We start from the raw sequence: 13,293 nt of genomic DNA, 5'->3' as shown, positions 1-13,293 counted from the left end.
AGTGAAATATTCACCTACATCGTGAGAAATCAGCGGGTCTTCGGTTTACCGGCCGCTTTTCCGCCGACCTTGGGCCTTTGCTTCTTTTCCCGCACTCGGATATTCACCCGGACGGGGGTGCCTTCGAATCCGAAACGCTCACGGAACTTCCGTTCGATGAATCGCCGGTAGCCCGCCTCGAGGAAGCCGGTGGTGAACAGGACCAGCGTCGGCGGCCGGATGCCCGCCTGGGTCGCGAACAGCACCTTCGGCTGCTTGCCGCCGCGCACCGGCGGCGGGGTCGCGGCGATGAGCTCGGCCAGCCAGCCGTTCAGCTGACCGGTGGGAACCCGCTGGTCCCAGGACTTCAGCGCGGTCCGCAGCGCGGGCGCGAGCTTGCGCACGGACCGGCCGGTGAGCGCGGAGATGTTGACCTTGTCCGCCCACGGCACCCGCACCAGGCCGCGGTCCAGTTCGCGGACCATGGCGTGGCGGCGGTCCTCGTCGACGAGGTCCCACTTGTTGAAGGCGAGCACGCAGGCGCGGCCTGCCTCGACGACCATGGTCAGCACCCGCAGGTCCTGCTCCGAAAGCGGTTCGGCGGCGTCCAGCAGCACGATCGCGACCTCGGCCGCGTCGATCGCGGTCTTGGTCCGCAGCGACGCGTAATACTCGGCGCCGTTGGCCGAGTTGACCCGTTTGCGCAGGCCCGCCGTGTCGACGAACCGCCAGGTCTCGCCGTCCAGTTCGACCAGCGAGTCGACCGGGTCGACGGTGGTACCGGCGACCGAGTCCACGACGGACCGCTCCTCGCCGGAGAGTTTGTTCAGCAGGCTGGATTTGCCCACGTTCGGCTTGCCGACCAGCGCGACGCGGCGCGGGCCGGTGGTGGCGCGGTCGCCGTCACGCGGCATCGACGGCAGCGCCTTGACGACGGCGTCGAGCAGGTCGCCCGAGCTGCGGCCGTGCAGCGCGCTGACCGGGTACGGCTCGCCGAGGCCGAGCGACCACAGCGAAGCGGTGTCGGCGAGCAGACGGTCGTCGTCCACCTTGTTGGCGGCGAGGAGCACCGGCTTCTTCGAACGGCGAAGCACCTTGGAGACGGCTTCATCGGTGGCCGTCGCGCCGACACTGGCGTCGATGACCAGGAGCACCGCGTCGGCGGTGGCCATCGCCATCTCGGCCTGCGCGGCGACGGAGGCCTGCAACCCGGTCGCGTCTGGCTCCCAGCCGCCCGTGTCGACGAGGGTGAACCGGCGGCCCGCCCAGAAAGCGTCGTAGGCGACGCGGTCCCTGGTCACGCCGGGGACGTCCTGCACGACCGCCTCCCGGCGGCCGAGGATGCGGTTCACCAGGGTCGACTTGCCCACGTTCGGCCTGCCGACGACGGCGAGGACCGGCTGCGCGAGCTGCGCCTCCTCCTCGGCCTCGCCCGCGGCGATCTGCGCGTCGAGCGCGGTGAATTCGGATTCGTCGGACCAGGAGCCGTCGGTCTCACCGACGCCGTCCAGGCCGGCCGATGTACTTCCCCCCGCGGAGGCGGAGTCAAATCCAGTCATCTACTCAATCCTGTCGCGTGTCTTGGAGCCCGTGCTCCAAGCGCCATTCGTCCAGTGCCTTCACGAGGTCCGCGAGCGCGAGGCGAAGCCGCTCGGTTCCCTCCTCCAGCCCTGTCCTTCCCTTCCCGATCGCGGGAGTGAAAGGTTCGCCGACCATGATGTCGACGCGTGGCCGCCAACGCCTCTTGGCGCCGGCGGGTTTGTACGTCCCCCGAGTGGCGACCGGAACCACGGTCGCGTTCCCGGCGCGGACCAGGAAGGCCACGCCGCGCTCGAAGTTTTCGGCGTCACCGAGGCCGCGGGTGCCTTCGGGGAAGATCCCCACCGCACCGCCGTCCTCGAGCACCTTGACCGCCGTCATCAGCGGTTTGCGGTCCACCGCACCCCGTTTCACCGGGATCTGGCCCAGTTTCGGGAAGAACCAGCCGACGAAACCCTTGAAGAGTTCCGCCTTGACCAGGAACGCGGTGCGCCGCGAGAACATTCCGAACAGCAGCGCCGGTTCCGCCATCGAGCTGTGGTTGGCCATGAACACCACCGGCCCGGACGCCGGTACCCGCTCGGCACCGTGGACCCGGACCCGGAACGCGGGCCGGACGATGAACTTCGAGATCCCCCGGCCGAAGGTGTGAAACGGGTCGCTCGCGCCTTCGGGCAGTCCCTTCGCGCTCACCTGGCGGCCTCGGCGGGGCAGCCTTCGAGGAGACCGCGGTGCAGCGCCAGTTCCGCCAGCGCGACGATCACCTGGTCGATGTTGAGCGCCGAGGTGTCCACCTCGACGGCGTCTTCGGCCGCGCGCAGGGGCGAAGCCGCCCGAGTGGAGTCCAGGCGGTCACGCCGTTCCACCGCCGCCTTCGCGACGTCGTGCGTGGATTCGCGGCCGGCGGCGGAATCCTGCGCGCTGCGGCGTGCGGCGCGGACCTCGGCCGAAGCGGTGAGGAAGATCTTGAGCGGAGCGTCGGGTGAGACGACGGTGCCGATGTCGCGGCCTTCGACAACGATGCCGCCGACGCGGCCGAGCACCTCGGCGATGATCTCGCGCTGCCGGGCGACGAGCAGTTCGCGGACCGCGGGGACGGCCGAAACCGGCGACACCGCCGTGGTGACGTCCGCACCGCGGATCTCGGCGGCGACGTTTTCACCCGCGAGCGCCACCGTCGCGTCGTCAGGGCTGGTCCCGATGCCGAGTTCGGCCTTCCGGGCGACGTCGGCAACCGCGTCCGCGTCGGCCGGGTCGACCCCGGCGCGCAGGACGGCGAGGGTGACCACGCGGTACATCGCGCCCGTGTCGAGGTAGCCGGCACCGAGTTTCGTCGCGAGCTTCCGCGAAACCGTGGATTTCCCGGTTCCGGACGGGCCGTCCATCGCGACCACACCACGCAGGGCTCCCGTCACCGAAACTCTCCTCAGCTCATTCGTCGCTCACCTGATCGACGACCATTCTGCCTGGTGGCGCGCGACACGCCTCAGCCGCCCACGGCGAACCGGTCGACGAGCATGCCGATCCGTTCCGCGCGCGCGGCCGCCGGGAGCCGTCGGCTGCGCTCGAGGGTGACGAGGCCGTGCAGGGCGGCCCAGAACGTCTCGGTGTAGAGGCCGGGGTCGTAATCGCCCGCCACCGGGCCCACGATTTCGAGCAGGGCGCCGAACGCGTCCTTCAACGGCTCGGGGCTGTCCGGACTGGCGAAGTCCAGTTCACTGGCAAGGGTGAAGATCGCGTCGTAGAGCGCGGGTTTGCGGTCGGCGAAGTCGAAGTAGTTCCCGGCCAGCCTCCGCAGCGCGCCACGCGAGTCCTCCGCCGCACCGGCCCCCTTCCGCATATGGGCGGCCATTTCGGTGCAGCCCTCGAGAGCCGCGGCCGCCATGATCGCCCCCTTGCCGGAGAAGTGGCTGTAGAGGACTGGCTGGCTGTACTCGATCTTCGCCGCCAGCCGCCGGGTCGTGACCGCGTCCCAGCCTTCTTCTTCGGCGATCTCGCGGGCGGTGGTGACGATCAGCTGTTCGCGCTGTGAGCGGTCCCGCTCGCGCCGGGGGTTCGTGACCATACGAATATCCTAGCATCGCTAGACAAGCTAGCGGCGCTAGAGCTAACGTCTGCGATGTTCCTAGCACTGCTAGCTTCTGGAGTCGGAGATCATGACCAGAACCAAGATCGCTTACATCCTGTCCGCCGCCCTCGTGCTCTTCGTCCTCTACTTCGGGAGCGGATACGTGTTCTTCCCGCAAACCCAGACGGGCGGTTTCGGACTGCCGGTGATGCCATCCGAGGGTGATCCGATCCTCGCGGTCAAGGGGGTCCGCGACATCGGCACGGCGCTCGTGGTGCTCGCGCTGCTCCTGTTCCGGAACGCCCGCGCGCTGGGCTGGGCCATGCTCGCGCTGGCGTTCATCCCCTTCGGCGACATGCTGATCGTGTTGACCCACAACGGTTCCGTGGGCGCCGCGCTCGGCATCCACGGCGCGACGTGCGCCTTGATGGTCGTCATCTCGGCGCTGTTCCTGATCCGACCGAAGCGAACCGGACAGTGAGTTACTGTTGACGTCGTGAACGTCGAAGTGACCCCGCTCCCCGGAATAGGCGTCCGCAAGGACTTCGCCACCCGCAACGGCCGCCGCGTCGGCGTGGTGACCCATCGTGATGGACATGTCGAGCTGATCGTGTCCAAAACGGACGATCCCGACGCCTGCCTGGCCTCACTTCCGCTCACCACCGACGAAGCCGGCGCGCTGGCGAACCTGCTCGGCGCGCCCCAGCTGGTCGCCCAGCTCACCGAAGAGCACCGGGACCTGCCCGGCATCAACACCAAGCAGCTGCCGATCAAGGCGTCGTCGCCGTTCGACGGCCGGACGCTGGGCGACACCGCCATGCGGACCCGCACGAGCGTCTCGGTCGTCGCGGTGATGCGGGCCGGGCAGGTCCACCCCTCCCCCACTCCGGATTTCAATCTCACCGCGGGCGACGTGCTCGTCGCGGTCGGCACCTCCGAAGGTCTCGAGGCCGCCGTCAAGATCTTGAAGTACGGCTGATCGCGGATGGATCACACCGCACTGTCCTTGATCGAACTCGGGGCGGTCTTCTTCGGGCTGGGCGCGCTCGGCCGCCTCGCCGGGAAGATCGGGATGTCCCCCATCCCGCTGTACCTGATCGGCGGCCTGTGCTTCGGCCAGGGCGGGCTGATCCCGCTCGGCGACATCGGCGACTTCACCCACCTCGCCAGCGAGATCGGCGTCGTCCTGCTGCTGCTCCTGCTGGGCCTGGAGTACTCGGCGGCCGAGCTGTTCACCGGGCTGAAACGCTCGTGGATGGCGGGGCTCGTCGACATCGTGCTCAACGCCGCGCCGGGTGCGATCGTCGCGCTCATCCTCGGCTGGGGACCGATCGGCGCGATCGTGATGGCGGGCGTCACCTACATCTCGTCCTCCGGGATCATCGCGAAGGTTCTCGGCGACCTCGGGCGGCTCGGTAACCGGGAAACGCCGGTGGTGCTGTCGATCCTGGTGTTCGAAGACCTGGTGATGGCGCTGTACCTGCCGATCCTCACCGCGGTCCTCGGCGGTGTCAGTTTCCTCGGCGGTATGAAGGCGGTCGGGATCTCGCTGATGGTGATCACGGTCGTGCTGGTGATCGCGCTGAAGTTCGGCCGGTACGTCTCCGCGGCGGTGGACAGCCCGGACCGCGAGGTGTTCCTCCTCAAGGTCCTCGGCGCGGCCCTGCTGGTCGCCGGCCTGGCTTCGGCGATGCAGGTGTCGGCCGCGGTCGGCGCGTTCCTGCTCGGCATCGCGATCTCGGGCTCGACCGCGGAGAACGCGACGCACCTGCTCGAACCACTTCGGGATCTCTTCGCGGCCGTGTTCTTCGTCGTGTTCGGGCTCAACACCAACCCCGCGTCGATCCCGCCCGTGCTCGGCTGGGCGGTCATCCTGGCGGTCGCGACGACGCTCACGAAGGTCGGCACCGGCTGGTGGGCCGCGCGACGGCAAGGTATCGGGAAGATGGGCCGGGCTCGTGCCGGAGCCGCGCTGGTCGCGCGAGGCGAGTTCTCGATCGTCATCGCCGGACTTGCGGTGGCGGCGGGCGCGGTGACCGGCGAACTCGCGGCACTCGCGACGGCGTACGTGCTCCTGATGGCGATCCTCGGCCCGACGGCCGCGCGGATCGTCGAGCCGGTGGCGCGGGCTCTGCAGCGAAGGCCCTTCGGCTCGAAGAGCGCCGCTTCCCAAACCGGCTGACCCCGCCCCACACGCGTGCAATGAAGGGGCCTTTCATAGCAAATTTTGCTATGAAAGGCCCCTTCATTGCGCTTGCCTAGCCGCGCTCAAGCCCCGAAACGGTCGCAGGAGCGATCTGCGCCGGAGCCGCCGGAAGCGGAGCCGGAACCGCCGACGGTCCCGTGCCCGAGACAGGCAGAGCCAGCGAAGTCTTGCCCAGGTCCACCGTGATCTTCGGGTACTGCGAAGGACCCGAGATGAACGAGCCGTCCGTCCCGCCGATGATCAGCGCCAGCTGATGTCCTTGCGGGACCACATGATCCGTACTCGCCAGCCGGAACGTCATCGTGTACGGCCGTCCCGGCGTCAGCGGCGATTCCTGGCTCAGCGATTGGTGGTTGGCCAGATCCGCCCAGCCGCGGCTGATGATGTTCAGCCCCACCGAGACCGCGTCGGTGCTCGTGTTCAGGTAACAGGCGTCGTTGCCGGAAGCGCTCGCGCCCCAGCACGACTGCGTCAGCTCGTTCTTTATGCCTTCCTTCGGCCCGGTGTAGTTCCGGATCGTCGCCGGACCGTAGTCCACGAGGATCGCCGAGAGCCTCGCTGTGGACGTCGACGGCGTCGCGGTCACGGTCACCTTCGCCGTTCCGGACACGTGCAGATCCTTCGCCAGCGCGCCGGTGCTGAACAGCAGGCGTCCGTTCGAGGTCTCCGTCGGACGTGCGGCCCAGCTGTTCGAGGACTGACCGGAGGAGTCCGTGAACGACGCCGTACCCGTCCCCGCCGTGGCGCCGAGGGTGCCGACGCCCGGAGTGCCGCCGGCCGCGGGACGCAGGGTCACCGCGCTGCCCGCGGGCCACGCCGCCTGGTCCACCCAGACGTCCGGCTCCCGTTCCACGCTCGCGCCCGGTGTCTTTTCGATGCCGTTGTCCACGCCGAGCAGGTAGTGGTCGAACCACTTGTGCAGGGTGTCGACCCACGCCGACCGCCGGTAGTCGAACGGGTCGACGTGACCGGCCTGCGTCAGCCAGATCTTGCGCTCGACGTTCAGCGCTTCCCACCACTGCCCGAAGTTGATCGTCTTGACGTTGAGGTCGCCCAGCCCGTGCGAAGCGAGCACGCTGGCCTTCACCTTCGACGCGCTCTGCACGTGGTCTCGGTCGAGCCAGAAGGCGTTGTAGTCGCCGTTCGCCGTCGCACCCGCGGTGAGCTTCTGGTTCGCCGCACCGCAGTTCTGCCCGCCGTTGCGCCGGGACACGGTCTGCGCCAACCCCGCCGGGCTGCCCTGGCGGAGGTTCGCGCCATCCGAGCGGTAGTAGTCGTACCAGGAGCTGATGGCGCCGATCGGCACGATGGTCTTGAGCCCGTCGACACCGGTCGCGGCGACGCCGTTGGCCACCGTGCCGTCGTAGGACTTCCCGATCATGCCGACGGCGCCCGTCGACCAGGTCGCGTTCGTCCTTGCCGGTCCGGTCGCCGTCGTGTAGCCGTTCGCCCGGCCGTTCAGCCAGTCGACGACCTTGCGCGCCGAGTTGACGTCCGAGGGTCCGCCGACGTCGGTGCAGCCGCGGGATTTGTTGGTACCGGCCAGATCCACCAGGACCACGGCGTAGCCGCGCGGGACGAAGAAGTTGTCGTAGTAGAGCGGGAACCCGACCGGCCTGCCCGCCGAGTCATAGGTCTTGAGCTCGCTCTCGTTGCCCCGTCCGCAGCACGAGTAGTACGGACTCGCGTCCATGATGACCGGGACCTTCTTGCCCTGCGCCGCCGGTTCCTTCGGGCGGATGATGTCGGCGGCGACCCGGTCCGAACGGCCGTCGCCGTCCCCGTCGAGGCCGATGTCCACCCAGGCCGTCTCGCGGACGGCCTGGGCGAAGTCGTAGACCGGTTCGCTGCCCCGCGGTTTCGCCGCGGCCTGCGGCGCCGCGACCACGGCCGCGGCGACCGCCAAGATCCCTGCCAGCACAACTGTTTTCACGGTTGAGCCCTTCCCCGTCGGCTGAAAGCCCGTCAGGGAGAGCTAAACGCGATGATCACTTGTGCAGTAGAGCGGAAAGTCTTACAGATCGACCGCGCGGTAGAGCGAACCGACCTCGCCGCGGTTGAGCCGCCGGATCGAGCCCGACCGCTGGGCGCCGAGCTGGACGTCGCCGAGCGCGGTCCGGACCAGTTTGCGCACCGGATGCCCGGTGGCCGCCATCAGCCGCCGCACGATGTGCTTGCGACCTTCGTGGATGACCAGTTCGATCTGGGTCCGACCGGCCAGCATGTCCTTGACCCTGAACTGGTCGACCTTGACGATGCCGTCCGGCAGCTCGAAACCGGCCCGCAGTTCCTTGCCGAGACCGCGCGGGACGATGCCCTCGACCTCGGCGAAGTAGGTCTTGAGCACCTGGTACGACGGGTGCATCAGCCGGTGGCCGAGGTCGCCGTCGTTGGTGAGCAGAAGAAGGCCTTCGGTGTTCTCGTCGAGCCTGCCGACGTGCACGATGCCGGGCGTCTCCTCGTACCGGCCGCGCAGGTAGTCGCCGACGCACGGGCGGCCGCGGTCGTCGCTCATCGTGCTGTGCACGCCCTTGGGCTTGTTCAGCAGGAGGTAGACGAGGTCCTCGCGGACCTGCACGCGGGTGCCGTCGACGTGGATCACGGAGTTGTCCGGATCGACCCGGCGGCCGAGTTCGGTGACCACCTTGCCGTCCACGCTCACGCGACCGCGCACGATCAGGTCCTCGGCGGCGCGCCGCGAGGCGACGCCGGCCTGCGAAAGGACCTTCTGCAGCCGAATGCCGTCGGGATGCGGGTCAGATGTCATCGATGGTGTCCACTTCGGGTAGCAACGGAGCGATGGGCGGAAGGTCGGCCAAGGACGAGAGGCCCAGTCGCTCCAGGAACAGCTCGGTCGTCACGTACAGCGTGCCTGTGGTTTCGGGGTCGGTCCCCATCTCCTCGATCAGGCCGCGTGCCAGCAGCGTCCTGATCACCCCGTCCACGTTCACCCCTCGGACGGCGGCGACCCTGGCCCTGGTCACCGGCTGCCGATAGGCGATCACGGCGAGGCTCTCCAGTGCGGCTCGCGTCAGCTTGGAACGCTGGCCGTCGAGCAGAAGCTTCTCCACGAACGGGGCATAGACGTCCCTAGTGTAGAACCGCCACCCTTCGCCGACTCGGCGCAGGTCGATTCCGCTGGTCCGCTCGGTGAACTTCTGCGCCATCGTGCGCAGCGCCACGGTGACCCGCGACACGGATTGCCCGACGGTGTCGGCGAGCGATTCCTCGTTGATCGGCGAGTCGACGACCAGGAGCAACGCCTCCAAGGCCGCTTCGAGCGCCTCGTCGGAGGTGAGGTCGGGATAGTCGCCGTCACCCGCCGCCACGAGCCCCTCGTCGGCAGGCGGCTCCGCTTCGACGGCAGGTGCCTCGGCCTCCGGCTGGTCGGCCTCCGGCGGGCTGAAAGCGTCCTCCGCCTCGTCGGACTCGGTGACGGCAGCTTTCGGCTCATCACCGGTCTCGGGGGTTTCTTCGGTCTTCTGGATCTCTTCGGGGCTCACCCGTACTCCTCGTCCTCCGCGGCGGCGAGGTCCTGTTCGGCCGCCACCGACGCCTGCGCCACGGACCCGCCGGTCCAGCGCACGTGCAGTTCGGCGAGCGCCTCCAGCTGCTCGAACTGGACCGTGGCCTCCCGGTACAGCTCCAGCAGCGCGAGGAACCGCGCCACGATCTCGACGGTGTGCTCGCAGTCCTCGACGAGCTCGCTGAAGGTCGCTTCGCCTCGTTCCGCGAGCTTGAGCCGCAGGAGCGCGGCGTGTTCGCGCACCGAGACCCGGCCCATGTGGATGTGCGCGATCGACACCGTCGGCGGCGGCTTCGGTTTGAAGACCGCGACGGCGATCTCGGCGAACTTCGCCGGGTCGACGCCGAGCATCACCTCGGGCAGCAGCCCCATGAACCGGTCTTCGAGCGCGACCGACCGCGGATACCGCCGCAGCGCACCGGCCTCCAGCTCACCGAACAGCGCCGCGACCTGCTTGTACGCCCGGTACTGCAGCACGCGCGCGAACAGCAGGTCCCGAGCTTCGAGCAGGGCGAGGTCGTCTTCGCTCTCCACCTCGGCGGCGGGCAGCAGGCGTGCCGCCTTGAGGTCGAGCAGGGTCGCCGCGATGACCAGGAACTCGGTCGTCTCGTCGAGGTTCCACTCCGTGCCGAGCGCACGGGTGTAGGCGATGAAATCGTCCGTGACCTGGTGCAACGCGACTTCGGTGACGTCGAGCTGGTGCTGCGAGATCAGCTGGAGCAGCAGATCGAAGGGGCCCTGGAAATTCGACAGGTTCACCTTGAACTTGGACGTGCTCAGCTCTTCACTGGCCAGTCCTTCGGGGACCATCCCGCCGTGCACGGTCTCATGCACGGCGGGGGTCTCGTCTGCCTCTGTCCGCTCGACCGGCTCTGAGCCGCTGGGAGCAGCCGCGGCCGGGTCGTCCATCAGCTCTCGGTCTCTTTCCCGTCCTCGCTGCCCGCCCGCAAGCGCTGGACGAGCACCGACTCCTCGCCCGCCGCGTCGAAGTCGGCCAACAGGACGGCCACCGCCTCGCGGACCAGCCTGCCGCGGTCGAGCACGAGCCCGTGCTTCGCCCGCAAGTTCAGCCTGGCCTGCTCCATCGCCAGCAGTTCGTCGCCGGAGACGTAGACGGTGATCTTCGCGTCGTGCTTGGTCCGCCCGGAACCGCTTCGCGCGGCACGGGACAGCTGTTCCTTGTGCGCGGGTCCCGCCTCGTTCCCGGATCCGTTCCCGTTGCCGTTCCCCGTCGAGGGGGCGGGCTGCTCGGGCGCGGGCGGAAGATCGAGGGCGGGACTGGAGGTGATCCTGAAAAGTTCGGACGCTCCGGGCAGGGAAGCTCGCCTGCTCACCGGGCGATCACCTCACGGGCCAGCGCGCGATAGGCCGCCGCGCCTGCTGATTTGGGGGCCCACGTCGTGATCGGCTCGCCCGCGACGGTCGTCTCGGGGAACCGCACGGTGCGGTTGATCACCGTGTCGAACACGATGTCGCCGAATGCCTCCACCACTCTCGCCATGACCTCCTTCGAGTGCAGGGTTCTCGGGTCGTACATGGTGGCGAGAATCCCGGTGATGTCCAGTTTGGGGTTGAGGCGTTCCTGCACCTTCTCGATGGTGTCGATCAGGAGCGCTACGCCTCGCAGACTGAAGAACTCGCACTCCAGCGGGATGATCACACCGTCCGCGGCGGTCAGTGCGTTCACCGTCAGCAGGCCTAGCGAGGGCTGGCAGTCGACAAGAACATAGTCGTAGTCGTTCATGACCGGACGAAGGACCCGTAACAACGTGTGTTCGCGCCCTACCTCTGCGACCAACTGGACCTCGGCCGCGGACAGGTCGATGTTGCTCGGCAGCAGGTCGACGCCGTCCACCCGGGTCTTCCGGATGGTGTCGGTGATGCTGACCGAGCGCTCCATGATGACGTTGTAGACCGTCTGGTCCAGCTCGTGCGGCTGAATGCCGAGACCGACCGAGAGCGCGCCCTGTGGATCGAAGTCGACCAGCAGTACCCGGCGGCCGCATTCGGCGAGCGCCGCACCCAGGTTGATGGTCGATGTGGTCTTGCCGACGCCGCCCTTCTGGTTGCACATGGCCATCACGAGTGCGGGGCCGTGCCGTTCCAGCGGCGGCGGATCGGGGATCTCGCGGTACGGACGGCCGGTGGGGCCGATACCTTCCCTCTCGAGTTCTTGCTGTTTGGTTTCTTTGGCGCGCTTGGCCTTGCGGCCGCGGGAAGAGATCGTGTCCTCCGACGGTTCGTCGCCGTCGTGTTCGGCGGGGGTTGCGATGGTCACCTGGCTGAGGCTCGCCGCGGCCGAACCGGCGGACGCGGACGGCTTCGCCGGCTCGTTCGGTGTCGACATAACGCGAAAGCTCCTCTTCGGCAGGATCCTCGGCAGCCTATGCGCGATTCACGAGTCGAGCCAACGAGGCACGCCGGGACCGACCGGGTCGATTAGGCGCTGCTTAGCCGAGGGCGCGGGGATGTGCTGTCGCGTAAACCTCGCGGAGCGTGTTCACCGTGACCAGCGTGTACACCTGCGTGGTCGTCACCGAGGCGTGGCCGAGCAGTTCCTGCACGACGCGGACGTCGGCGCCGCCTTCGAGCAGATGCGTGGCGAAGGAATGGCGCAACGTGTGCGGGGAAACGCCCGCCGTGATCCCCGCGGATTCCGCGGTGTCCTTGAGAACCTGCCACGCGCTCTGCCGGGAAAGCCTGGAGCCGCGGGCGTTCAGGAACATCGCCGGTGTCCCCCTGCCGTGGGTGGCGAGTGCCGGCCGCGCGCGGACGAGGTACGCGTGCACCGCTTCCAGCGCCGGACGGCCGATCGGCACGATGCGCTGTTTGCCGCCCTTCCCGTCGAGCAGCACGGTGCGTTCGGCGTCGTCGATGTCGTCGACGTCGAGCCCGACGGCCTCGGAGATCCGCGCGCCGGTGGAGTAGAGCAGTTCCAGCAACGCCCGGTCCCGCAGCGGCCGCATCCCCTCGGGCGGCGGGGTTTCGAGCAGCTTCAGCACGGCGTCCACCGGCAGTGCCTTGGGCAGCCGTTTGGCCGCGGCGGGCGGGCGGACCTCGCGGGCCGGGTCGTTCTCGGTGATGCCGTCGGCGTGCGCGAACTTGTGCAGCCCCCGCACGGCGACCAGTGCGCGAGCGGCCGAGGACGCGGCGAGCGGCTGATGCTCTTCGTCGCCTTCGCGCAGCGCCGCGCCGAACGAGGTGATGTGTGCCGACGTGACGTCGGTGAAACGTTCGACGTCGGCGCCGTCGAGGTACGCGGTGTACCGGCGCAGGTCACGGGAGTAGCTGTCGAGGGTGTTCCTCGCGGTTCCGCGTTCGACCACCAGATGGTCGAGGTATGCGGCGACCACCTGGGCGACTCCGGTACCACCGGCCCGTGACACACGGACACTCTAGGACCACCACGACCCGTTCGGGGGTTCGCCGCGCGTACCGCGTCGCGGGTGTGAAACGAGCTACCTTGGGAGCATGTCCCAGCAACCGGACCCGGACGAGATGCGCGTCGGCACCGCCGAACGCGAAGAGGCCGCGCGGCTGCTCGGCGACCACTACAGCCAGGGCAGGATCACGCCGGACGAGTACGAGGGCCGCGTCCTCGCCGCGTACGAGGCCGTGACGCTCGGCGAACTCCGGCCGCTGTTCCAGGACCTGCCCGCGCCTCATCCGACGTACCTGGCGCCGCGGTTCGACCCGCCGCCGTTCGTGCCCGTGTACCAGCAGCCTGCCGCGGTCATGCCGTACTCACCGAAGTCGAAGATCGCCGCCGGGGTGCTGCAGCTCGTGCTGCCGTTCGGGATCGGGCGCTTCTACACCGGGCATGTCGGGCTCGCTTTGGGACAGCTGGCGGTCGTGGTGGTCACCTGCGGCGTCGGGGTGGTCTGGCCGATGGTCGACGGGATCGTGCTGCTGGCGAACGGCGGCACCGACGCTCAGGGCCGCCGTCTCCGGGACTGACCGCTCCCGAAACTGAGA

At 68.7% G+C, this 13,293-nt stretch carries 15 protein-coding genes; 4 read left to right on the top strand and 11 right to left on the bottom strand.

Features of this window, described 5'->3' with window-relative positions:
- Nucleotides 1-29: 29 nt before the first annotated feature.
- From der to DL990_RS31225, 4 genes are all read right to left on the bottom strand, one after another.
- Complete coding sequence (gene der, locus DL990_RS31240; protein ID WP_125786290.1) at nucleotides 30-1,538, bottom strand: ribosome biogenesis GTPase Der; 1,509 nt, start codon at nucleotides 1,536-1,538, stop codon at nucleotides 30-32.
- A 4-nt stretch (nucleotides 1,539-1,542) separates the two neighbouring features.
- Nucleotides 1,543-2,211 carry a 1-acyl-sn-glycerol-3-phosphate acyltransferase gene (locus DL990_RS31235; protein ID WP_125800830.1) on the bottom strand — a complete coding sequence of 223 codons (669 nt, stop codon included), beginning with the start codon at nucleotides 2,209-2,211 and terminating at the stop codon, nucleotides 1,543-1,545.
- Nucleotides 2,208-2,912: a (d)CMP kinase gene (cmk, locus tag DL990_RS31230; RefSeq protein WP_125801027.1), complete on the bottom strand. Its 705-nt coding sequence runs from the start codon at nucleotides 2,910-2,912 to the stop codon at nucleotides 2,208-2,210. The genes DL990_RS31235 and cmk overlap by 4 nt, the downstream gene beginning before the upstream one ends.
- 92 nt (nucleotides 2,913-3,004) lie before the next feature.
- Nucleotides 3,005-3,583 carry a TetR/AcrR family transcriptional regulator gene (locus tag DL990_RS31225; protein ID WP_125786288.1) on the bottom strand — a complete coding sequence of 193 codons (579 nt, stop codon included), beginning with the start codon at nucleotides 3,581-3,583 and terminating at the stop codon, nucleotides 3,005-3,007.
- A 91-nt stretch (nucleotides 3,584-3,674) separates the two neighbouring features.
- Between DL990_RS31225 and DL990_RS31220 the strand changes: the two genes are divergently transcribed.
- The 3 genes from DL990_RS31220 to DL990_RS31210 are packed head-to-tail and all read left to right on the top strand — an operon-like array spanning nucleotide 3,675 to nucleotide 5,768.
- The gene (locus DL990_RS31220) at nucleotides 3,675-4,067 is read left to right on the top strand and encodes a DUF4267 domain-containing protein (RefSeq protein ID WP_125786287.1); all 393 of its coding nucleotides are present in this window, start codon (nucleotides 3,675-3,677) and stop codon (nucleotides 4,065-4,067) included.
- A gap of 15 nt (nucleotides 4,068-4,082) precedes the next feature.
- Nucleotides 4,083-4,565 carry a cation:proton antiporter regulatory subunit gene (locus tag DL990_RS31215; protein ID WP_125786286.1) on the top strand — a complete coding sequence of 161 codons (483 nt, stop codon included), beginning with the start codon at nucleotides 4,083-4,085 and terminating at the stop codon, nucleotides 4,563-4,565.
- A gap of 6 nt (nucleotides 4,566-4,571) precedes the next feature.
- On the top strand, nucleotides 4,572-5,768 hold the full coding sequence (locus tag DL990_RS31210) for a cation:proton antiporter (RefSeq protein ID WP_125800829.1): 1,197 nt from the start codon (nucleotides 4,572-4,574) through the stop codon (nucleotides 5,766-5,768).
- Nucleotides 5,769-5,844: 76 nt separating this feature from the next.
- On the opposite strand, the gene DL990_RS31205 is transcribed toward DL990_RS31210, so the two are convergent.
- The 7 genes from DL990_RS31205 to xerD form a co-directional block, all read right to left on the bottom strand.
- The gene (locus tag DL990_RS31205) at nucleotides 5,845-7,713 is read right to left on the bottom strand and encodes a Xaa-Pro dipeptidyl-peptidase (protein WP_125801026.1); all 1,869 of its coding nucleotides are present in this window, start codon (nucleotides 7,711-7,713) and stop codon (nucleotides 5,845-5,847) included.
- Nucleotides 7,714-7,806: 93 nt separating this feature from the next.
- A complete protein-coding gene (locus DL990_RS31200) occupies nucleotides 7,807-8,559 on the bottom strand; it encodes a pseudouridine synthase (RefSeq protein WP_125786284.1) in 753 nt (250 codons plus the stop codon).
- A complete protein-coding gene (gene scpB, locus DL990_RS31195; protein ID WP_125786283.1) occupies nucleotides 8,549-9,295 on the bottom strand; it encodes an SMC-Scp complex subunit ScpB in 747 nt (248 codons plus the stop codon). Before scpB ends, DL990_RS31200 begins: the two co-directional genes overlap by 11 nt.
- Nucleotides 9,292-10,227 (bottom strand): ScpA family protein, encoded by a 936-nt coding sequence (locus tag DL990_RS31190; RefSeq protein ID WP_199746680.1) that lies wholly within the window; start codon nucleotides 10,225-10,227, stop codon nucleotides 9,292-9,294. The genes scpB and DL990_RS31190 overlap by 4 nt, the downstream gene beginning before the upstream one ends.
- Complete coding sequence (locus tag DL990_RS31185) at nucleotides 10,227-10,652, bottom strand: cobyrinic acid a,c-diamide synthase (protein ID WP_125786282.1); 426 nt, start codon at nucleotides 10,650-10,652, stop codon at nucleotides 10,227-10,229. Before DL990_RS31185 ends, DL990_RS31190 begins: the two co-directional genes overlap by 1 nt.
- Nucleotides 10,649-11,665, bottom strand: a complete 1,017-nt coding sequence (locus tag DL990_RS31180; RefSeq protein WP_125786281.1) for a ParA family protein — start codon at nucleotides 11,663-11,665, stop codon at nucleotides 10,649-10,651. Before DL990_RS31180 ends, DL990_RS31185 begins: the two co-directional genes overlap by 4 nt.
- A 103-nt stretch (nucleotides 11,666-11,768) precedes the next feature.
- Complete coding sequence (xerD, locus tag DL990_RS31175) at nucleotides 11,769-12,671, bottom strand: site-specific tyrosine recombinase XerD (RefSeq protein ID WP_125786385.1); 903 nt, start codon at nucleotides 12,669-12,671, stop codon at nucleotides 11,769-11,771.
- A gap of 118 nt (nucleotides 12,672-12,789) precedes the next feature.
- Here xerD and DL990_RS31170 point away from each other — a divergent pair, with 118 nt between their 5' ends.
- Nucleotides 12,790-13,275 carry a DUF1707 domain-containing protein gene (locus DL990_RS31170; RefSeq protein WP_125800828.1) on the top strand — a complete coding sequence of 162 codons (486 nt, stop codon included), beginning with the start codon at nucleotides 12,790-12,792 and terminating at the stop codon, nucleotides 13,273-13,275.
- Nucleotides 13,276-13,293 lie beyond the last annotated feature (18 nt).

Source organism: Amycolatopsis sp. WAC 01416, from assembly GCF_003947485.1.
GTDB lineage: Bacteria > Actinomycetota > Actinomycetes > Mycobacteriales > Pseudonocardiaceae > Amycolatopsis.
The sequence above is the reverse complement of the archived record's forward strand: the minus strand, read 5'-3'. Positions and strand labels throughout refer to the sequence as shown.